The organism is Streptomyces herbicida, assembly GCF_032656585.1.
Lineage (GTDB): Bacteria > Actinomycetota > Actinomycetes > Streptomycetales > Streptomycetaceae > Streptomyces > Streptomyces herbicida.
In genome coordinates this window covers 80,533-101,172 of the sequence record NZ_JAUYWJ010000013.1, presented here as the reverse complement: position 1 = coordinate 101,172, position 20,640 = coordinate 80,533, and the positions used below count along the sequence as shown (strand labels likewise).

General features: G+C 69.6%; 12 protein-coding genes and 4 pseudogenes. 15 read left to right on the top strand and 1 reads right to left on the bottom strand.

The features are described 5' to 3' along the window. Positions 1-15: 15 nt before the first annotated feature. From Q8A52_RS26430 to Q8A52_RS26405, 6 genes are read left to right on the top strand one after another with little or no spacing between them, the layout of a single operon-like run. A complete protein-coding gene (locus tag Q8A52_RS26430; protein WP_316755884.1) occupies positions 16-807 on the top strand; it encodes a GntR family transcriptional regulator in 792 nt (263 codons plus the stop codon). A gap of 38 nt (positions 808-845) precedes the next feature. Next, positions 846-1,073, top strand: coding sequence for a 4Fe-4S dicluster domain-containing protein (locus tag Q8A52_RS26425; RefSeq protein WP_055491243.1), 228 nt, complete (start codon positions 846-848; stop codon positions 1,071-1,073). Between the two features lie 15 nt (positions 1,074-1,088). Continuing rightward, positions 1,089-2,432: an ABC transporter substrate-binding protein gene (locus Q8A52_RS26420; protein ID WP_316755879.1), complete on the top strand. Its 1,344-nt coding sequence runs from the start codon at positions 1,089-1,091 to the stop codon at positions 2,430-2,432. Next, a complete protein-coding gene (locus Q8A52_RS26415) occupies positions 2,429-3,310 on the top strand; it encodes an ABC transporter permease (protein WP_316755877.1) in 882 nt (293 codons plus the stop codon). The genes Q8A52_RS26420 and Q8A52_RS26415 overlap by 4 nt, the downstream gene beginning before the upstream one ends. After that, the gene (locus Q8A52_RS26410) at positions 3,294-4,082 is read left to right on the top strand and encodes an ABC transporter ATP-binding protein (RefSeq protein WP_316755875.1); all 789 of its coding nucleotides are present in this window, start codon (positions 3,294-3,296) and stop codon (positions 4,080-4,082) included. Before Q8A52_RS26415 ends, Q8A52_RS26410 begins: the two co-directional genes overlap by 17 nt. An 11-nt stretch (positions 4,083-4,093) precedes the next feature. Next, positions 4,094-6,841, top strand: a complete 2,748-nt coding sequence (locus Q8A52_RS26405) for a fumarate reductase/succinate dehydrogenase flavoprotein subunit (RefSeq protein ID WP_408649250.1) — start codon at positions 4,094-4,096, stop codon at positions 6,839-6,841. A 43-nt stretch (positions 6,842-6,884) separates the two neighbouring features. Here Q8A52_RS26405 and Q8A52_RS26400 read toward each other — a convergent pair. Further along, positions 6,885-7,464, bottom strand: a pseudogene (locus Q8A52_RS26400) (LLM class flavin-dependent oxidoreductase); the annotation flags it as partial. Between Q8A52_RS26400 and Q8A52_RS26395 the strand changes: the two are divergent. The 9 genes and pseudogenes from Q8A52_RS26395 to Q8A52_RS26350 form a co-directional block, all read left to right on the top strand. Further along, a pseudogene (locus Q8A52_RS26395) lies at positions 7,450-7,854 on the top strand (ABC transporter permease subunit); the annotation flags it as partial. The pseudogenes Q8A52_RS26400 and Q8A52_RS26395 sit on opposite strands and share 15 nt — an antisense overlap. 214 nt (positions 7,855-8,068) lie before the next feature. Beyond that, a complete protein-coding gene (locus Q8A52_RS26390; protein WP_316755872.1) occupies positions 8,069-8,596 on the top strand; it encodes a MarR family winged helix-turn-helix transcriptional regulator in 528 nt (175 codons plus the stop codon). Positions 8,597-9,514: 918 nt separating this feature from the next. Continuing rightward, a pseudogene (locus Q8A52_RS49440) lies at positions 9,515-10,453 on the top strand (winged helix-turn-helix domain-containing protein). Between the two features lie 513 nt (positions 10,454-10,966). Next, a complete protein-coding gene (locus Q8A52_RS26375; protein ID WP_316755866.1) occupies positions 10,967-15,028 on the top strand; it encodes an amino acid adenylation domain-containing protein in 4,062 nt (1,353 codons plus the stop codon). A 63-nt stretch (positions 15,029-15,091) separates the two neighbouring features. Beyond that, a complete protein-coding gene (epsC, locus tag Q8A52_RS26370) occupies positions 15,092-15,700 on the top strand; it encodes a serine O-acetyltransferase EpsC (RefSeq protein WP_316755864.1) in 609 nt (202 codons plus the stop codon). An 83-nt stretch (positions 15,701-15,783) separates the two neighbouring features. Continuing rightward, positions 15,784-16,740 (top strand): annotated as a pseudogene (locus Q8A52_RS26365) (ATP-grasp domain-containing protein); the annotation flags it as partial. Beyond that, positions 16,726-18,024: a cysteine synthase gene (locus Q8A52_RS26360; protein ID WP_408649258.1), complete on the top strand. Its 1,299-nt coding sequence runs from the start codon at positions 16,726-16,728 to the stop codon at positions 18,022-18,024. The pseudogene Q8A52_RS26365 and the gene Q8A52_RS26360, both read left to right, overlap by 15 nt. Further along, positions 18,021-19,295 carry an ATP-grasp domain-containing protein gene (locus Q8A52_RS26355; RefSeq protein ID WP_316755862.1) on the top strand — a complete coding sequence of 425 codons (1,275 nt, stop codon included), beginning with the start codon at positions 18,021-18,023 and terminating at the stop codon, positions 19,293-19,295. The genes Q8A52_RS26360 and Q8A52_RS26355 overlap by 4 nt, the downstream gene beginning before the upstream one ends. A gap of 80 nt (positions 19,296-19,375) precedes the next feature. Then, a complete protein-coding gene (locus Q8A52_RS26350) occupies positions 19,376-20,632 on the top strand; it encodes an ATP-grasp domain-containing protein (RefSeq protein ID WP_316755861.1) in 1,257 nt (418 codons plus the stop codon). Positions 20,633-20,640: the final 8 nt, after the last annotated feature.

The window sequence follows — 20,640 nt, the reverse complement described above, 5'->3', positions numbered from 1 at the left end:
GCTATGGTTCGAGCCATGCCGCCCACCGACCGCATTCGAGACCACGCCGGCCAAGGCGCCGCGACCACGGTCGCCGCCCACCGCAGCCGGCGCAGGCTGCGCGCCGACCGGGCCAGGCAACTCGCCGACCTGCTCCGCCGCCAACTCCTCACCGGAGCCTTCCCCAATGGCGCGCTCCCCCACGAGTCGACCCTCGCCACCGATTACCGCGCCTCCCGCAACACCGTCCGCCAGGCCCTGGACCTGCTGCGCACCGAGGGCCTCGTCGAGCGCCAGCCCGGTGTCGGCACGCTGGTCGTGGCCCGGAAGTACCCCCATGGCCTCGACCGCCTGATGGGTCTTGCGGAAACCCTCCGCGAGCACGGCCGGGTCACCAACGAGGTCCGCACCATGGGCCCCGTCCCGGCCCCCGCCCCCGTCGCCGAACGACTCCACGTACCTGCGGACGCCGACGTCCTCTACATCGAGCGCCTGCGCCGTCTGAACGGCCTCCCCCTCTCCCTCGACCTCACCTACATCCCTCTCGACATCGGCACCGCGCTCCTCGCCGCGGACCTGGAGAACACCGACGTCTTCCGCCTGCTGGAGGCGACCTGCGGCCGGCCTCTCGGCCACGCCGAGATCACCCTGGAGGCAGTCAACACGGACGCACACTCCGCCGCTGTGCTGCAGGCCCCCCAAGGCGCCGCCGTCCTGATGCTGGAACGACTCACGCATCTTGACGACGGCCGCCCCGTCGACCTCGAGTTCATCCGCTTCCGCGGCGACCGCATCACCATGAGCGGCCTGCTGCACCGCTCTGTCTGAACGCCCCCGAAAAAGCTCGACCTTCCCTGGAGACAGCCATGCCCTTGGCGCCCCAGCGGGCCGACGTGCCCGTGACCATCGACGAGTCGAAGTGCATTGACGGCTGCACGCTCTGCGTGGACATGTGCCCGCTGGACTCCCTCGCCATCGACGTCAGCAGCGGCAAGGCGTACATGCACGTCGACGAGTGCTGGTACTGCGGCCCGTGCGCGGCTCGCTGTCCCACCGGAGCCGTCACGGTCAACATGCCCTATCTGCTCCGCTGAGAGGCCCGAACTCCCATGAAACGCACGGCAGTCGCACTCGCCACATCCGCTCTGCTGCTCCCCCTGTCCGCCTGCGGCGGCAGCGCCGAGGCCGGCAGCGGTGCCACGGTCACCGTCACCGTCGGATACCAGTCCAAGACCATCAACACTGTCACCGCCGGCACCCTCCTGCGCTCCCTCGGCTACTTCGAGAAGCAGCTGAACGCCCTCCACGACGGAAAGACGTACAAGGTCGACTGGCAGGACTACGCCACCGGCGCCCCCATCACGGCCCAGATGACCGCCGGGAAGATCGACATCGGCTCGATGGGTGACTTCCCGCTGCTCATCAACGCGGCCCGCGGCAAGCAGCTGGGCAAGCCCACCCACCTGGTCTCGGTCACCGGATACAACCTCAAGGGCGGCCTGAACACGGTCGTCGTCGCACCGAAGTCCAAGCTCACCTCCCTGAAGGGCCTGAAGGGCAAGAAGGTTTCCACGAGCGTCGGCTCGGCCGCCGACGGCACCCTCGTACGGGCCCTGCAGCGGGCCGGCATCGACCCGAACAAGGGCATAGAGAAGCTGAACCAGCAGCCCGCGGTGGGCGCCTCTGCCCTCTCGGCGGGCAGCGCGGACGCACTGTCGCAGTTCGTGGCCTGGCCGGGCCTGCTCACCTACCAGGGCAAGGCGCGGGCGCTGTACGACGGCGCGCAGCTGAACCTGCCCACGTTCCACGGCGTCACCGCCCGCGAGGACTTCGCCGAGCAACGCCCGGCCGTCCTGGAGGCGTTCCTGAAGGCCCAGACGGAGGCGACGGACTACCTCAACGCCCATCCGGTGGACGCCGCCGAGAAGGTCGCCGCCGCCACCGGTCTGCCCGCCGAGGTCGTCTACCTCTACAACGGCGCCCACGGCATCTCCACCTTCGACCCCGCCGTCAAGCCGCGGCTCGTCTCCGCCCTCGAGCAGGACGTGTCGGTCCTGAAGGCGGCCAAGCTGACCGGCGACATCGACGTCGACTCCTTCGTCGACGACCAGTACGCCGAGAAGGCCCTCGGCGCCGACTACGCCAGGCGACTTGCCGCCGGCCCGCCCGCCGCCGCGAGCGAGGTCTGGCCCGAGGGCGCCACGAAGACCCGGAGCTTCACCTCCCCCACCCAGCTCCTCGCCTACGTCGCACAGCACAAGGACGGCATCCGCGCGGCCTACGTCCCCGACGCCACCACCGGCACCCTCTGGTTTGCCGACAAGGCAGTCTGGGTGGCGGACGGCAAGCATCTGCTGCCCTTCGTCGCCCCGGCCACCGCGCAGAGTTACGTGGCCGGTCACAGCGGTGCCCAGGTGATCACGTACGCGGACGCCCTGGGTCGGGCCTCATGAGCCGGTACCACCGGAGGGCGGGACGGCTCGCACTGCGGGCCGGCTCGCTGGCCGCCGCTCTCGGCCTGTGGCAGCTGCTGACCACTCTCGATGTGAACGTGTGGCTGCGCTTCTCACAGTTCCCGACGGTGACCGACGTGGCCCGGACCTTCACCGACCGCCTGTCCGGACCCGACTACTGGACCGACCTCACGGACAGCCTCACCCGCATCGTGACCGGCTTCCTGCTCGCCGCCGTCCTGGGCGTGTCCACCGGCGTGCTCGTGGCCCGCTCGCGCCTCGCCGAGGACCTGCTCGGCCCGGTCCTGGAGGTGGTGCGGCCCATCCCGGCCATCGCCATGGTCCCTGTCGCCATCCTCCTCTTCCCCTCCAACGAGCAGGGCATCGTCTTCATCACGTTCACCGCCGCCTTCTTCCCGGTGCTGGTCTCCACCCGGCACGCGGTGCGCGCGCTCACCCCCGTATGGGAGGAGGCGGTGCGCACCATGGGCGGCGGCCTGTGGCGGATCCTCCGCTCCGTCGTACTGCCGGGCGCGCTGCCCGGCATCTTCGGCGGCCTGTCCGTCGGCATCGGCGTGTCCTGGATCTGTGTGATCTCCGCCGAGATGATCTCCGGCCAGTACGGCGTCGGCTACCGCACCTGGCAGGACTACACGATCGTCAACTACCCCGGCGTCTTCGTCGGCATGGTCACCATCGGCGTGCTCGGCTGGCTCACCTCCACCGCCGTCGAACTGCTCGGCCGCCGCCTCACCCGCTGGCTGCCGCGCACGTCGTACGTCCCCGGCGCCCGGCCCCGGCCCGCTCGGGCCCTGGTGGCCAGGTCCACCGCCGAACCCACCAAGGCCGAGGAGGCACGCGATGAGCACCTCGTCTGAGACCAAGCCGGCCGAGGCGAGGGTCGTGTCGGCGGCCCCGCACGGCACCCGCCTCACCCTGCGCGGCGCCATGCTCGGCCGGCCGGACGCCCCGGCAGTGGCCGACGTCGATCTGGAGGTCGCCGCCGGCGAGATCCTCACCGTCGTCGGCCCGTCCGGCTGCGGCAAGTCGACGCTGCTGCGCACCTGGGCCGGGCTGCTGCCCACGCTGGACGGGGCGGTGGAACAGGACGGACGGCCGGTGACCGGACCGAGTACGGACCGGGCGTTGGTCTTCCAGGAGGACGCCCTGCTGCCCTGGCGCACCCTGCGCGCCAACGTCGAACTACCCCTCGCCATCCAGGGCCTGCCACGCGCGCGACGCAGGGAACAGGCCGAAAGCTGGCTGGCACGGGTCGGACTCGCCAACCTGACCCGGCAGTTGCCACAGCGCGTCTCCGGCGGTCAGCGCCAGCGCACCCAGCTGGCCCGCGCCCTCGCCGGACGCCCACGCGCCATCCTGATGGACGAACCCTTCGGCGGGCTCGACGCCCAGACCCGCGCCGGCATGCAGGACCTGCTGGTCGAGGTGCTGGGCGGCACCGGCGCGACCGTCGTCTTCGTCACCCACGACGTGGACGAGGCCCTGTTCCTCGGCGACCGCGTGGCCGTGCTCGGCGCGGGCCGCCTCGTCGCCGTACGGGACGTACCGCGCCCGCGCGAGCGCGCCGCCCACGACAACTCGGCGCGCATCGCCCTGCGGCGCGACATCCTCACCTCACTCGGTTCTTGAAAGGCACCCTGGTGGACACCCCTCCAAAGATCCCGGCCCTCGCCGACGCCGAGGAGCTGACCTGCGACGTCCTCGTCATCGGCGGCGGCACGGCCGGCACCATGGCGGCACTGACCGCCGCCGAGCACGGCGCGGACGTCCTGCTGCTGGAGAAGGCCCACGTACGCCACTCCGGCGCACTCGCCATGGGCATGGACGGCGTCAACAACGCGGTCATCCCAGGCCGCGCCGAACCCGACGACTACGTCGCTGAGATCACCCGCGCCAACGACGGCATCGTCGACCAGACCACCGTCCGCCAGACCGCCACCCGCGGCTTCGCCATGGTGCAGCGACTGGAGTCGTACGGGGTGAAGTTCGAGAAGGACGAGCACGGCGAGTACGCGGTCCGCCAGGTCCACCGCTCCGGCTCGTACGTACTGCCGATGCCGGAGGGCAAGGACGTCAAAAAGGTCTTGTACCGGCAGCTGCGGCGGCGCGAGATGCGCGAACGGATTCGCATCGAGAACCGGGTGATGCCGGTGCGCGTGCTGACGGTTCGGGGGCAGGCCGTGGGGGCAGCGGGCTTCCACACGCGCACGGGCGCGTTCGTCGTCGTCCGCGCGGGCGCGGTGATCCTCGCGACCGGCGCCTGCGGACGGCTCGGCCTGCCCGCCTCCGGCTATCTGTACGGCACGTACGAGAACCCGACCAACGCGGGTGACGGCTACGCGATGGCCTACCACGCCGGCGCCGAACTGACCGGCATCGAGTGCTTCCAGATCAACCCGCTGATCAAGGACTACAACGGCCCGGCCTGCGCCTACGTCGCCAATCCCTTCGGCGGCTACCAGGTCAACCGGCACGGGGAACGCTTCGTCGACTCCGACTACTGGTCGGGCCAGATGATGGCGGAGTTCGCGGCGGAGGTGGCGTCGGACCGCGGCCCGGTGTACCTGAAGCTGAGCCACCTCCCAGAGGAGTCGATCACGGCCCTGGAGTCGATCCTGCACTCCACCGAGCGCCCCAGCCGCGGTACCTTCCACGCGGGCCGCGGCCACGACTACCGCACCCACGACGTCGAGATGCACATCTCCGAGATCGGCCTGTGCGGCGGCCACTCGGCTTCGGGGGTACGGGTCGACGACCACGCCCGCACGACCGTCCCCCGCCTGTACGCGGCCGGCGACCTGGCCTGTGTGCCGCACAACTACATGATCGGCGCGTTCGTCTTCGGCGAGCTGGCGGGCGCGGACGCCGCACAGTACCCGCCGTACGAAGGAGAACTTCCGTCCGGCCAGCTGCGCGAGGCGCACGAACTGGTCTACCGCCCGCTGCGCAACCCCGACGGCCCGCCGCAGCCCCAGGTCGAGTACAAGCTGCGCCGCTTCGTGAACGACTACGTGACCCCGCCGAAGTCCGGCGCCCGGCTGTCGCTCGCCCTGGAGGCGTTCGAGCGGATGCGCGCCGACGTCGCCGCGATGGGTGCGCGCACCCCGCATGAGCTCATGCGCTGCGCGGAGGTCACGTTCATCCGCGACTGCGCGGAGATGGCCGCGCGGGCTTCTCTTGCCCGCACGGAATCCCGGTGGGGCCTCTACCACGACCGTCTCGACCACCCCCACCGTGACGACGCATCCTGGTTCCACCACCTCGATCTGCGTAAGTCTCCTTCCGGCGCGATGGAGTTCACGGCACGCCCCGTGGCGCCCTATCTGGTACCGGTTCACGGTTTCACCCCGCTCGGCGGCCCCTCCCGTCACCTCGGCGAGGTCCGGCCGGACCCGGTGGCGACGGCGGGCGCACGGGAGGTGGCCCCGGTGACGATGCGGCCGGAGCCCACCGTTGCCGCCACAACCGCCCGCCCTGCTACCGACGCGCAGGCACCAGCCACGCCGCGTCTCCTCGAACTCCTCGCCCTCACGGAGGACCAGCCCGAACTCTCCACGCTCAACCCCTACTTGACCGACCCCGAGCCCGCTGTGCGCCGAACGGCCGTGGCCGTACTGACGGAGACCACACCGCCGGGCACCGGACCGGCACTGGCTGCGGCGCTCGCCGACACCGACGCGGGCGTCCGCGCCGCCGCGGCCGCCTCGCTGCGTGAACTGGTCGAGACCCTGACCCCGGAGCCGGGCCTGCGTGACGGCCTCATCGCCGCCCTCCCCGAAGCCGATCCAGTCGTCCGTGCCGCCGCACTGGACATCCTGCGCGGCCTGCGCGCCGGGGACGTGGACCTGTTCGCGGCCTCCCTGTCGGACTCCGACATCACCGTCCGTATCGCGGCCGTGCGAGCACTCGTGTCGGTCGACGCCACTGCGGAGGTCGCCCGCGCGGCGGCCACCGAACCGTCTCGCGAGGTCCGCGTCACGATCGCCAAGGCCCTGGCCGGCATGGCTCCGGGTCCGGACTCGGACGTGCCCCTTTCGGCTCTGGCCGAACTGATCGACGATCCCGACGCCCTGGTGCGCGGCGCCGCCTACGAAGCCCTGGGCACGACCGGCTGCCCGACCTCCCTGGCCGCACACGCCGAGTCAGCCCTGTCCGACCCCGCCTGGCAGGTGCGAGCCGGCGCCGCCACCGCCTTGTCCACCGGGGACCCCGACGTGGCCGTCCCCGCACTCGCCAAGGCCCTCGCCGACGCCAACGCCGACGTCCGCAAGGCCGCCGTACTGGCCCTGACCCGGCACCGTGCCGCCTCGGACGCCCGAGCAGCCCTGGCCACGGCGACGGCGGACTCGGACGCGGACGTGAGGGCCTATGCCGCGCGAGCACTGTGATGGCGTCCTGGCGACGGAACAAGAGTCGTGCCCCGTTCCGGGATCACGTGGGTCGTCGCGGGCTCCCGGCGGCGGCGAAGGGTACGTGAACCGAGGGTGCCACCTGCCGGCCGCATGAGTGCCGCCACAGGCCCTGCGCCCGAAGCCTCGGCAGGACGCCCTCGCCGAACCAGGAGGCCTCCTACAGGTGCGGGTAGCCGGAGAGGAGGAACTCCTCGCCGCCCAGGGCGCGGTACTCCTTGATCCGCTCGGCCACCTCGGCGTGGCTGCCGACCAGCGCTGTGCCGCGCCGCCCCGCACCAGGCCGGTGTCGGCCCACAGGTTGGGGTGGACCTCGAGGGAACTCGCCGCCCACACCTGCTCAGAGGTGACGCGGGTGATGCCGTGCAGCCGGATTCCGAAGCGAAGGGCACGGTTCTGCTTGGCGGCCAGCCCCTTGATCCAGGTGAGCTTCTCAGCGACCTGGGCGGGCGGCTCCCCCCGGTGAGACAGACATCGGTGTACCGCGCCGGGACCTCACCCGCGATGGGCGACGAGCCGCCGAAGTGCACCTCGGGGACGGGGTTCGGCGGCCGCGCGAGCCTGGCGTCCTCGACCAGCAGGGGCACGCCGCCGTGCTCGACGGGCTGCTGCTCACCCTCTGGTTGACCGGAGGGGATGGTGCTCGGCTTCCTGCTCGGCACCCCCCTTGGCCGTGATCCGGCTGTCCGCCAATCCTGCTCTGCGGACGCCGAGTTGGGGCAATGTGTGGATCTTCCGGTCCACCCCGCTGCTGGTGCAGCTGCTGTTCTGGTTCAACACAGGCGCCCTCTGTCCCACGCTCGGCCTCGGCATCCCGTTTGGGCCTCAGTTCGTCGCCGTCAAGACGGTCAATCTGCTCGGCCCGACCCTCACCGCCTTCATCGGGCTGACTCTGCACGAAGCGGCTTACTCCGCCGAGGTCGTACACGGCGGCATCCTCTCGGTGGTACGCCGGCCAGACGGAGGCCGCCCAGGCTCTCGGCATCGGCAGACTGTATCTGCGGGTCCTCCTGGAGGGGGAGGCGGTGTCCGAGCCGATCAACTGCCTGAGTCAGCTGGCTGGCAGCACGCAGGCGTGGCCGCACCGGGATCCCGGCCACTGCTGGCAGATGGAAGGCATCCTTCGAAGCAAATAGCTTGCTTTGAAACTACTTTCTTTCAAGCTACTTTCTTGCAGGTGACCGTTCCGCGGTCGATACTCGCGGCATGAGTGCACGCCACCCGCAGCTCAAAGCCCCGGCTAAGCGGCGCAAGGACCCCGTCGACGCGATCACGGATCAGTGGGCGGCCATGCGGCCCGATCTGGACACGACCGCGATGGAGGTCTTCGGCCGCGTCTTCCGGATCGCGCGCGCGATGGGCGACCGCGTGGACAAGGTGCACGCCCGGTTCGGGATCTCCCGCGGCGAGTTCGACGTCCTGGCGACCCTGCGCCGCTCCGGTGAGCCGTACGCCCTCTCCCCCCGCCAGCTCTCCGCGACCCTGATGGTGACCACGGGCGGCATGACCGGACGCCTGGACAAGCTGGAGCGCGCCAACTTGCTGCGCCGCTCCCCCGACCCGCACGACCGGCGGGGACTCCAGGTAACGCTGACCGAGGAGGGATTGCGCCTCGTCGACGAGGCGGTCGGCGCCGATCTCGCCGTCCAGACCGAGGCCCTGTCCGTCCTCGACAAGGACCAGGCCGGCCAACTGGGCCGCATCTTGCGGGAGTTGGTCAGGGGAACCGAGTGACCAAGAGCCGCTCAGTCCACGTGGGCGGCGACCGCGCCCTCGATCTCCGTGCCGTCCGCCGCCCACGCCACCTAAACGGCGCTCTCCAGCCCAGCGTTCCACGGCCTGCCGGTCCTTGCGGGCCCCCGTTCCCCCGTACGCCTCCGGAGTGATCAGCACGAACCGGCGGCCGCGCAGGGCCTCGTAGAGGCGGCCGCCCGCCGGGACGACGTCCTGGGCGCGGTGTTCGTCACGTGGCATGTGGGTCAGCCTCGGGGCCGCGAGCATCGCCAGGCCCGTGTCGCGCCGTGGATCGCGTAGTTCCAGGTGCCGCGCACCTCATGACGCTCGATGGGCAGCGAGTTGAGATGTTCTTGGCTGACTCCGCCCCCTGTGGGGGTAGGCGCTCGTTGACCCTCTCTCCTCGCCGACCTGCCCGTACTCAGCGCCACAGAGGGCTCAGGCTCTGCGGACATGAGCGCGTCGGCGAACGTCTTGGCCATCGCGCGCGCAGATCGGTACCGGGCGCGCACCCCCTGGCTGAGGGGTGTAAAGGCTTCGGCGGTGAAGCGGTACCAACTGCTCCGGTGGCACCCTCCGTTGCAACTCCGTGAACGCTTCTTTAAGGCCCCGACTTCATCGGCCGGCCGCAACGCACAACTGACTGCATGGGGCATTCACTGCAGCAGACGGCCAGAAATGTTCGCATGTCGAGGGGCGGTCGGCCGACTCACCGTCGGCTGTCATGAACCAGGCCGCTGCAATAACGGCCGGATGAGGCCCCTCCGCATCGCGTCGATGGCACTACTGACTTCGGCTCGTCGGGGTGATCTTGCGCGAAGTCCCTGATGCGGCTGGGTGTTGGTTGGAGTCCGTGGTGTGTGAGGTACGCGGTCTGGCGGGGCTGACCGCTGCGGGGGGCGCCGGGAGACGGTATGGATGCAGGCAGCCGAGTTGTTCGAGCAGGACACCAAGTCGCCGGAGGTCGCGGGGGGCTGCTGGCCGGAACGCGGCCTACCAAGGGCACCAGATGTGGCGCGACGGCGGTGCGCAGGCCCTTGCCTCCCGTGGCCCGAGCGGTTCACGGTGCCGTTTCTCCCCGCGTTGCCTGGAGAAACTCGCCGCATATCTGGAGCAGGGGCCGGCCGCGCACGGCTGGGTGGAGAACAAGGTGTCGACCGCAGCGAGGTTGGCGCTGCTGATCGGCAGGAAGTTCCACGTCTCCTGCAGCGCTCGGGTGCCGCCGGGGTGATGCACCGGCTCGGCTTGTCCCCGCAGGTGCCCATACGGCGGGTGACCGAGCGCGACGAGCAGGGTGTTACGGCGCGGAAGGAGGCGACGAGGGCCGAGGTAAACGAGGCCAGGCGGCCTTCGGGGGTTACATCTGCTTCGAGGACGAGGCGGGCTTCACCCGACGGCCGCCCGAAGGACGCATCTGGAGCCAACGGGAACGGGGCCGCACTCCGGTCGTGACGGTCAGCGCGCGATGCTCGGGACGCCTGTCGGTCGCCGACCTGACCGCGATGCGACCCGGCTCGCATACCCGGCTGTACCAGCGCCTGCGCACCCATCCCGCATGCCGGGCAATCGTCGCAACATGAGCAGCGCGGACTCATCGCGCTGAACGACAGCGTCCACCAGCCCCTGAGAGCACAGTTGTTCGCCCGGCGGGAGTTGCTGACAGTGTTCCTGCTTCCCGTCTACTCGCCCGGCCTCAACCCGGTCGAGGGCGTGTGGCGCAGCCTGGGCAACCTCACCCTCGATCGTCTGGAGACGCTCGTACGCCACCGGCTCAAACGCCTCCTGCACCGATCCGAGATCCTCGACCGCCTCATCACCGGAACCAGCTTGGCCCTCGATGCCCCAACATCACTCTGACGAGGCGAAGCCAGTAACCGGAACAATGTCCCCCTATTTGCACCTCGCAACACTTCGGTCATCCTGGCCTGACCGAGACCGCAGCGGTGATGAATGGCCACAAAAGGGATGAGTGAGCCTGTTTCTCAATCTCGCGTCGACCATCTCCGTCGTGTACGTTCCGATTGATCACCGAGATGACTGACTTGTTTTGGCCTACGTAGCGCCCTCCGGGGGGAAGGCGCTAGATCGTCACAGGCATACCGATTGGTTGGGGGAGGCGTAAAAGGCATGTCTGCACAACCCCTTGGGCAAGCACAGAACCCTCGTGGGCGATGTACGGAGACGCCCTGAGCGCCAGCCTGGCACCGTATGGTCCCGACCGGTTGTTCTAGCGACCGATCACGCAACCGTCGCAGGTTTTCCGACGGCTTCCATCCAAAACGAAGCCCATCACCGATCGCGCTTCTCCATGACCGTTTCCAGGCGTGTTACGCGCGTCGACGCAAAAATGACGAATTCTAGGTTCGAAGGATGATGGCGAAACTAACGGGGTCCGAGGAATTGTCCCTGTCAGACATGCTGCGCGCGGCCACCCTCGCCCAGCCCGACCGGACTGCCGTCTCCTGTGGGACGGAGCGGCTCACCTTTCAGCAGCTCAGTGAGCGCAGCAAGAACATGGCTGACCACCTCCGGCAGCGCGGTACGTCGACGAACGAGCCCGTCGGCATCTTCATGGAGCCGTCCGTCGACCTCATGGTGAGTGTCTGGGGCGTCCTGCACGCAGGCGCCGCCTACCTGCCGCTGTCGCCGGAGTACCCGGATGAGCGCGTGCGCTACATGGTCGCGGACTCACAGACCAAGGTCATTCTGACGGACGAGGCCTTAGTATCCCGGCTGGCCGCGATGACGCCACCGGAAACGAAGATCGTCACCGTAGCCCAGACGCGAGCCCACCTGGAAGTCGAGCAGGACTCCGGACCCGCCACTCCATCGGCCGCGCCCGCGAAGGCCGACAGCCTCGCGTACATCATCTACACCTCGGGCAGCACGGGCGACCCGAAGGGCATCGGCATCGAACACCACAGCATCGTCAGCCAGATGCGCTGGCTGGCCGACGAACAGGGTCTGGACGAACGCAGAACGGTGCTGCAGAAGACGCCGCTGAGCTTCGACGCGGCCCAGTGGGAGATCCTCGCACCGGCCTGCGGCAGCAGCGTGGTGATGAGCGAACCAGGGCTCTACGCCGACCCCGGCGGGCTCATCGACCTGATTGTGGCGAACAAGGTGACCACCCTGCAGGGCGTGCCGACGCTGCTGCAGGCGCTCGTCGACACCGGACGGCTGTCCAACTGCACCTCGCTCACCCACGTCTTCAGCGGCGGTGAGGCGCTCACCAGGAACCTGGCGATCGAGCTGCTCGACGCGTTGCCGGACTTCGAACTGGTCAACCTGTACGGCCCGAGCGAGTGCACTATCAACGCGTCGGCCCACACCGTGGACCGCAGTAGCGTCCAGCACAGTCCGGACCACATCTCCATCGGCCGACCGGTCCGGGGCATGAGCTTCCACATCCTCGACGCCGCCCGCCGGCCTGTCGCACAAGGTGAATCGGGTGAACTCCACATCGCGGGACGCCAACTCGCCCGCGGGTACCTGAACAAGCCCGAGCTGACCGCCGAACGGTTCATTGCCAATCCGTTCTCCACCGATCCCGAATGCGCCCGCCTCTACCGCACCGGCGACCTGGCCCGGTGGAACGACGACGGCACCGTGCAGTTCCTCGGCCGTACCGACAGCCAGGTCAAGCTGCGCGGCTTTCGGGTCGAGCTGGACGAGATCAAGGTGTCCATCGAAAAGCATGACTGGGTGAAGCGCGCCGCCGTCCTGGTCCGGGACGACACCAGAATCGGTGCCAACCTCATCGCCTTCATCGAGCTCGACCCCCAGCGGGCCGCGCTGATGGACCAAGGCAACCACGGCACCCACCACCAGTCGAAGCAGAGCAGGCTTCAGCTCAAGGCGCAGCTGGCGAATCCGGGCGTCCGTCAGGAGGACGGAGTGCCGGTCGTCGAGCTGCCCGGACGGTCAGCAACGGCCCGGCAACGGCGCACGGTGTTCGCCCGCAAGACGTACCGGTTCTACGAAGGGGGTGAGGTCACCCGGGCCGACATCCTGAGCCTACTCGCCCGCCCGACAGAACAACCGGCCGCGCCCCGGGACCCGGACACCCTGACGCTGTCCGAACTCGGCGCCCTGCTGCGCTATTTCGGACAGTTCCTCAGCGGCGAACGGCTGCTGCCCAAATACGGTTACGCCTCGCCCGGCTCGTTGTACGCCACGCAGTTGTACCTGGAGCTGTCCGGCATCGCGGGCCTCGAACCTGGCTACTACTACCACCACCCGATCAACCACCAGCTCTCGCTGATCAGCCGCGCTCCCGCCGCCGCGCCGAGGCTGCGCGTCCACTTCATCGGACGCCGGTCGGCTGTCGAGCCCGTCTACCGCAACAACATCCAGGAAGTCCTCCAGTTCGAAGCCGGTCACATGGTCGGCCTGTTCGACCACGTTCTCCCCGAGTACGGGCTACGGATCAACGCCCGCCAAGGGGCGCCGGAGGTCCGGGACATCCTGCGCTGCCCGGACGAGGACTACTACCTGGCCACGTACGAGGTGGAGAGGGCCGCCGCCCCGACCGTCGAAAGGCCGGTCGACCTGTACGTGCAGGCCCATCCCGGGCGGATCGCCGATCTGGCCGACGGCCTGTACCGGTACGCCGGCGCCGAGCTGGTGCGCGTGTCCGACGACCTCATCCGCAAGCAGGACGTCATCGCCATCAATCAGGAGGTCTACGAGCGCGCGAGCCTCGGGATCAGCCTGATCGGTCGCGCGTCCGAGCCCTGGCAGCGCTACGTCGACCTCGGCCGGGAACTGCAGCGCCTCCAGATGAACGGCCTCGACCTGGGGTTGATGTCCTCCGGCTACAGCTCGGAGAGCGGCAACCCCCTGCCGTCGGCCCGGCGCATCGCGGACATCGTCGACCTCGGGCCGAACGCGGCCTCCTACTTCGCCGTCGGCGGCCGTATCAGTGCCGAGCAGCGGCTCAGCGAAGGCATGAAGGAGGACTCCGTCCACATGCGGGGGCCGGCCGAGATCGTCAAGGACAACCTCGCCGAATCCCTGCCTTCGTACATGGTGCCCAACCGGGTCACCGTGCTGGACTCCTTCCCGCTCACCCCGAACGGCAAGATCGACCACCACGCCCTGCGCCGGCTGGACAAGGCCGCCATGGACGACACCGAAGCGCCGGTCGTCCCCCCGCGTACGCCCACCGAGGAAGCCATCGCCACGCTGTGGCGGAAGGTGCTCAGGCAGGATCGGGTCTCGATCCGGGACAACTTCTTCGCCGCCGGGGGCCACTCGCTGACCGCGGTCAACCTGGTCGGCCGGATCAACCGGGAGCTCGGCAGTTCCCTGCCGATCCAGGTGCTGTTCGACGCACCGACCATCGCCGAGCTGGCCAGACGCGTCGACCGTGAGCCCGCGACCGCGCTGTCCAGGCTGGTGCAACTGCACGCCGAAGACGGTGGCCGGCCGGTCTTCTGCTGGCCCGGGCTGGGCGGCTACCCGATGAGCCTGCGGCTGCTGGCCGGCAGGCTGGAGCTGGACCGGCCATTCCTCGGTGTCCAGGCCTACGGCATCAACGCGGGCGAGGTCACGTACCCGACGTTCGACGAGATGGTCGCCAATGACATCGAAGTCATCCAGCAGGTCCAACCGGTCGGGCCCTACACGCTGTGGGGTTATTCCTTCGGCGCCCGGGTCGCGTTCGAGGCGGCCCATCGACTGGAACGCGCCGGCGAGCAGGTCGACGAGGTGATCCTGATCGCACCGGGCAAGCCGCCCGTGGAAATCCGCGACGAGACGCCCACCGAGACGGCGGTCAGCTTCACCGACACCACCTTCGTCTCCATTCTCTATTCGGTGTTCGCCGGAAACCTCGAGCAGTCGGCGGTCGCCGCGTGCCTGGCCGCGACCCACGACGAAGACTCCTTCATCGCATTCGTCTGCGGCCGGTTCGAGCACCTGGAGCGTGAACTGGCGCGCAGGATCGTCAGCGTAGTGCGGCAGACCTTCCTCTTCGAGTACGCCCCGCACGAACTGGCCGAGCGCAGCATCGCGGCGCCGATCACCGTGATCCGGGCCAAGGGCGACCAGGACTCCTTCATCGACTCCGGCCACGCGCTGTGGCGCACTCCCCCCAGGATCACCCAACTCAAGGCTGATCACTACGAACTGCTGCGCGCGAACGGAATAGACGAACTCGTCACCGCCATTCAGGCCGCACGACTCCCCAGAAAGGCCATCGGAGTGCCTCACGTCAACATCAAGCATTTCCCGAACAACCTCGAAGCCGACCAGATCTCGGCCCTCGTCGACGCGATCACCAGCGCGGTTCGGACCGCGTTCTCGGTCGATGAAGGTGCCGTGTCGATCGCCCTCGAACCGGTGGCCCAGGACGTCTGGACCGAGCGGGTCTACATACCGGAGATCGTCAAAGGCACCGGAAACCTGGTCAAGGCCCCGAACTACTGAGGCCGGCCATCGAGTTCGACGGTGCCACCGGAAAAACCAGGACATGACATTACGGAGGATCGCATGCGCAGGGTGATCATCAGGGCGAGGGAAGACCTCTCCGTGATCGTCGCGCGGGACCCGTCGATCCACACACGTACGGAGGCGCTGCTGCATCCCGCACTGCCGGCACTGTGGACCCACCGGCTGGCGCATGTCCTGTACACCCGTGGGCACCGTCAGCTCGCCAGGATCCTGGCCTATCTGGCGCGCGCGGTGACCGGCGGCATCGAAATCCATCCGGGCGCAACGCTCGGTCGGCGCGTGTTCATCGATCACGGGGCCGCGGTGGTCATCGGGGAGACCGCCGAGGTCGGCGACGATGTCACGATCTTCCATCAGGTCACGCTGGGCGCGGTCGGCTGGTGGCGCGACGGGCGCCGCGAGCCCGGTGCCCGACGGCATCCGGTCGTCGGCAACCGGGTGGTGCTCGGCACCAACGCGATCGTGCTCGGTCCGGTCACCGTCGGCGACGACGCGTTGATCGGCGCAGGTTCGCTCGTACTGAGCGATGTGCCCTCAGGCGCCCGGGTGATGGCCCCCGTGGCCGAGGTCGTGCCGCGGCTGACGGCCGCGGATCGCGAGGAGGCGGACCAGTTGCTGCGCGCCCTGGCCACCTCCGGGTGCTGGTGACGGCCCGCCCGGTTCCGTTCCCCGTTCGTCGTTTGTCGTTCCTCGCAACCCGACCACGTGTCGGCATGCCATCGGAGGCATAGATGATTCACGTCGGTGTCGTGGAGAGCAACCTCTCCGGATCCGGCTTCGAAGGCCTGCAGATCATCAAGGAACTCGACTGTCGCGTCACCTTCTTCACCCGCGACCTGGACCGGTACCTGGAAGTGCCGGGCGGCCCTGCGTACTTCGACAACTACGTCGACGAGATCGTCCACTGCGAGACGAACATCTTCGAGAGGCTCCTGCCGCACGTGCACACGGCCGGGGCCAAGCATCCCTTCGACGCGTTCCTGACCCTGGCGGAGTACGACGTGGTCGTGGCCGCCGAGGTGGCGGTCCACCTCGGACTCCCCACGGTCAGCGTCGACGGCGTCGCGACGGCGCGCAACAAGGCGTTGATGCGCCGACGCTGCGCCGAACTCGGCGTCGCGATACCGGCGTTCCGCACCGTGCAGAACCCCGCCGAGGCCGAGGCGGCCGCGGCGGAGATCGGCCTGCCCTGCGTGGTGAAGCCCGCCGACGAGACCAGCAGCGCCGACGTCCGGCTGGTGGAGACCGCGGCGCAGGCCGCCGAGCATGTCGCGCTGATCCGGTCCCGGGTGGAGAACACCCGCGGCCAGGCCCGTTACCACGAGCTGATGGTCGAGGAGTACCTGAGCGGTCCGGAGGTCAGTGTGGAGGTGCTGGCCGACGGCGACCGGTACGAGGTGTTCGGGGTGACCGACAAGTCGGTCATCGGCCAGGGCTACTTCGTCGAGCTGGCCCACAGCTTCCCCTCCAGCCTGCCCGAGTCGGTGGTGCGCGCCTGCGGCGACCTGGCCGTGGAAGCGCTCCGCGCGGTCGGGTTCGACCTGGGCATGGCCCATGTCGAGATCAAGGTGACCGGGTCCGGGCCCAAGCTCATCGAGATCAACCCGAGGCCTGCCGGCGGCAAGATCACCTACCTCGTCGACCGCGCTCTCGGCATCCAGTCCCTGGAGCTGGTGGCCCGGCAGTATCTCGGGCAGCCGCTGCCGGCCCGGGTGCTGCCCGAGCGGCCGGTCGGCGGCGCCGCCATCCGCTACCTGACCGCGCAGCCCGGCCGAGTCGTGTCGGTCAGCGGCCAGCAGCGGGCTGCCGCACTGCCCGGCGTCGAGGAGGTCGTCGTCAAGCCCAAGCCGGGTTCCGTGGTGCGGGAGTTGCGCCGCAACGGCGACCGCGCCGGTCATGTGCTCGTAGTGGCCGAGACCGCCGAGCTCGCGGCGCGCACCGCGGAGGCCGCCGTGCAGGAGATCAGCATCCGGACCGAGCCGGTCACCCGACGCCCGGTCGCAGACTCCCTGGTCGACCTGATCGGCGGTACGCCGCTGCTCCGGCTGCCGGTTCACCGCATCGTGGCCGGTGTCCCGGGCGATGCAGAGGTGCTGGCGAAGCTGGAGCTGTTCAACCCCTCGTCCAGCAGCAAGGACCGGGCCGCGCTGTCGATGCTGCGCGGCGCCGAGGAGCGAGGGCTGCTCACCCCGGGCGACGGCACCGTGATCGAGGCGACCTCGGGCAACACCGGCATCTCGCTGGCCGCGCTGGCGGCGGCCCGCGGTTACCGCTGCGTCATCGTGCTGCCGGACAACGCCACCCAGGAGCGGGTGGCCATGCTCCAGTCGCTCGGCGCCGAGGTCGTACGGACTCCGCACACGGGCGGTTACCAAGCGGCGGTCGACATGGCCGAGGAACTCCACCGGCAGACCCCCGGGTCGTGGTTCTGCTGCCAGCACGACAACCCGGACAACACACGGGCGCACTACGAGACGACCGGCCCGGAGATCTGGAACGACGCCGACGGACAGATCGACGTTTTCGTCTGCGGGGTGGGCACCGGCGGCACGCTCAGCGGCGCGGGGCGGTACCTGCGCGAGAGCCATCCCGCGGTCCGGATCGTGGCGGTGGAACCGGCAGGCTCGCCGCTGCTGTCCGGCGGCGAGCCCGGCACGCACACCATCCCGGGCTTCAACGGCGGCTTCATCGCGCCTACCACGGAACGGAACCTCATCGACGAGGTGATCGCGGTCTCCGACGCGGACGCCCTGGACACCACCCGGCAGCTCGCCCTGCGCGCCGGCCTGATGGTCGGTGTCTCGGCCGGCGCTGTCGTCCACGCGTCCGGTGTCCTGGCCGCCCGTCCGGAGTACCGGGGCCGGCGCATCGTGACCCTGCTGCCCGACACCGGCGAGCGGTACCTGAGCCTGCTCGGCCGCGAGGCCAAGCAGGTACCGGCCGGGGCTGCCGACAGCGGCGGTGCCCGGTGACGGCATCCGGACCCACCGATGACCGGCCCCGGCTGCTGATGGTGATGCCGTACCGCCAGTTCGTACGGAAGGCACAGGCCGAGGGGTTCTGGGTAGGTGCGATCTGGGACCCCCGGCTGGAGTCGCCGGAGTACCTCGACGACGTGCGCGCACTGGCGGACCTGTTCATATCGGCCGACTTCCGGGACGCGGAACTGCTGCGCCGCACCCTCCACGAGGTGGCCAAGGAGCACCGCGCCACGGTGATCTACCACATCGGCAGGGAAGAAACGATGGTCACCGCCTACGAGGTGGCCGAGGACCTGCACGCCGAGCTCAACCCGGCCGCGGCGATCCGCTTCCTCGCCGACAAGCACGCGATGCGTAACCTGCTCGCCCGGCGCGGGCTGTCCCCGGTGTCCTTCGAGGCCGCACCAACGCGGCAGGAGGTGCCGGACGCGGTCGAGCGGATCGGCTACCCGGCCGTGGTCAAGCCGACCGCGCTCGCCGGCAGCCGAGGCGTGTTCCTATGGCGGGAGGCTCAGGACCGGACGGCCTGGACCGCACTCGTCGACCAGTACGGCTACGACGGCCCGTTCCTGGTCGAGGAGTATCTGCGGGGTCCCGAATACAGCGTGGAGACGCTGAGCAGGGACGGCCGGCACCAGGTCATCGGCATCACGGAGAAGCTGCTGGGACCCCCGCCGCTGTTCGTGGAGGTGGGGCACGTCCATCCGGCGCCACTGCCCCAGGACCGCCGGCGGGCCGTCGAGGAACTCACCACGGAGTTCCTCACGGCATGCGGGTACCGGTTCGGCCCCGCGCACACCGAGGTGATCTGGACACAGCGTGGCCCGCGCATCGTCGAATCGCAGGCCCGGCTCGGCGGTGACCGAATACCGCGACTCGTCGAGTTGGCCACCGGACTGGACATCGAACAGGCGATCTTCGCCGCCCTGGCGGACAGGCCGGCCGAGCCCACCGAGCCGACGGCGACTGCGATCGTGCGGTTCTTCACCTTCCCGCCCGGCCACGTCGACGAGATCCACGGCCTGGAGACAGCCGCTCGCCTCGGACACGTCGACGAGCTGAGCCTCCGGCTGAGCCCCGGCGACACCGTGCCGGCGGTCCGCGATTCCAAGAGCCGGCACGGGCACGTCATCGTCTCCGGTGCCTCTCCCGAGGAGGCCCGGACCCGCTGCGCGGAGGTGCTCGCCGCCATCGAGGTCGTCATCGACAAAACGCCCGTACGAGCGGACGGTCGCGCCGGTGCGCTCGGGACGCCCGTGTGAGCACCGTCGGTCACGAGTCCCCCCACCCGAAGAAAGGCAGTGACCATGCAGTGGTCCCTACCCACAACCAGGAGGTCGCCATGACCACCCCCGCCACCGACGCACAGGTGGTGTTCGTCGGCTACAACGCGGCCTACCTGCGCGCGATCGACGGGAGCGTCCCCGACAGGTCGGTTGTGGTGATCGAGGAACCCGACATCATCCGCAAGCGGGAACTTCAGGACGCGGCGGCGCGCTTCGACTGCCTGGACCGGATCGTCCCAGCGAGCTACCAGCAGTCGGCCGAGGCACTCGACCTGGTGGCCGAACTGACGGCCGCGCGCCCGGTGGCCGCCGTCGTCCCGGGTCTGGAGTACGCGGTGCCGGCCACGGCCGCACTGGCCGAGAAGCTCGGGCTGCCGGGCGCGACCGAAACGGCTGCGCAGGCACTGCGGGACAAGGTCCGGCTGCGCGAGGCCTCCGGTGCCGGCGGGGTCCGCAATCCGCGCTGGCGCGAGGTGCACGGGCCTGCGGACATCCTCGAGTTCGCCGGCGACGGTCCGGTGGTGGTCAAGCCGGCGAACCGGCAGGCGAGTGTCGGCGTGCAGCTGCTGGACTCGGTCGATGCCAAGGGCGCGGCACAGGCGTGGGAGCGGACCTCGTCCGCCGCCGAGTACGAGCAGGTGCCCGACCGGCAACTGGCGTGGCGCTTCCTCGCCGAGGAACGCCTGCAAGGTCCCGAGTACAGCGTCGAGGCGCTGGTGCAGGGAGGTGAGATCATCTTCGAGAACATCACGGCCAAGACCGTGATCTCGGGGCGGTACCCGGTCGAACTCGGCCATCTGCTGCCTGCTCCGCTCGGCCAGGACACCCAGCACGCGTTCGAGACGGCCATGCGGGCTCTGGTCGCCGCGCTCGGGTTCGAGACCGGCATCCTGCACGCCGAGTGGATCCTGACCGAGTCGGGCCCGACACTGGTCGAATGCGCCGGCCGCTGCCCTGGTGACTACCTGATCGACCTGATCGACCTGGCCTACGGCACGCGGATCAGGCTGACCCTCATCGCCCTGCTGGCCGGCCGTCCCGTCACGCTCCCCCGATCGGCGCGGCAGACCTCGGCGATCCGGTTCCTGGCCGCCGAGCCGGGCACCGTGACGGAGGTCACCGGCGTGAACACGGCACAGGAGCTGCCCGGCATCCAGCTCGCGGAAGTGGACGTCGAGGCCGGCCAGGAGGTCCGGCCGTGGGCGTCCTCCTGGGACCGTGCCGGGCACGTCATCGCGACCGGGCCGGACGCGGACACCACCCGTCAGCGCGTCCTGGACGCGGTCGCCGCCATCCGCATCGCTACCGAATGAGGAAACAC

Bases quoted from the DNA above. Each gene is read 5' to 3' on its own strand.
- Q8A52_RS26430 (WP_316755884.1), top strand. From the start codon at position 16: ATGCCGCCCACCGACCGCATTCGAGACCACGCCGGCCAAGGCGCCGCG.
- Q8A52_RS26425 (WP_055491243.1), top strand. From the start codon at position 846: ATGCCCTTGGCGCCCCAGCGGGCCGACGTGCCCGTGACCATCGACGAG.
- Q8A52_RS26420 (WP_316755879.1), top strand. From the start codon at position 1,089: ATGAAACGCACGGCAGTCGCACTCGCCACATCCGCTCTGCTGCTCCCC.
- Q8A52_RS26415 (WP_316755877.1), top strand. From the start codon at position 2,429: ATGAGCCGGTACCACCGGAGGGCGGGACGGCTCGCACTGCGGGCCGGC.
- Q8A52_RS26410 (WP_316755875.1), top strand. From the start codon at position 3,294: ATGAGCACCTCGTCTGAGACCAAGCCGGCCGAGGCGAGGGTCGTGTCG.
- Q8A52_RS26390 (WP_316755872.1), top strand. From the start codon at position 8,069: ATGAGTGCACGCCACCCGCAGCTCAAAGCCCCGGCTAAGCGGCGCAAG.
- Q8A52_RS26375 (WP_316755866.1), top strand. From the start codon at position 10,967: ATGATGGCGAAACTAACGGGGTCCGAGGAATTGTCCCTGTCAGACATG.
- epsC (WP_316755864.1), top strand. From the start codon at position 15,092: ATGCGCAGGGTGATCATCAGGGCGAGGGAAGACCTCTCCGTGATCGTC.
- Q8A52_RS26350 (WP_316755861.1), top strand. From the start codon at position 19,376: ATGACCACCCCCGCCACCGACGCACAGGTGGTGTTCGTCGGCTACAAC.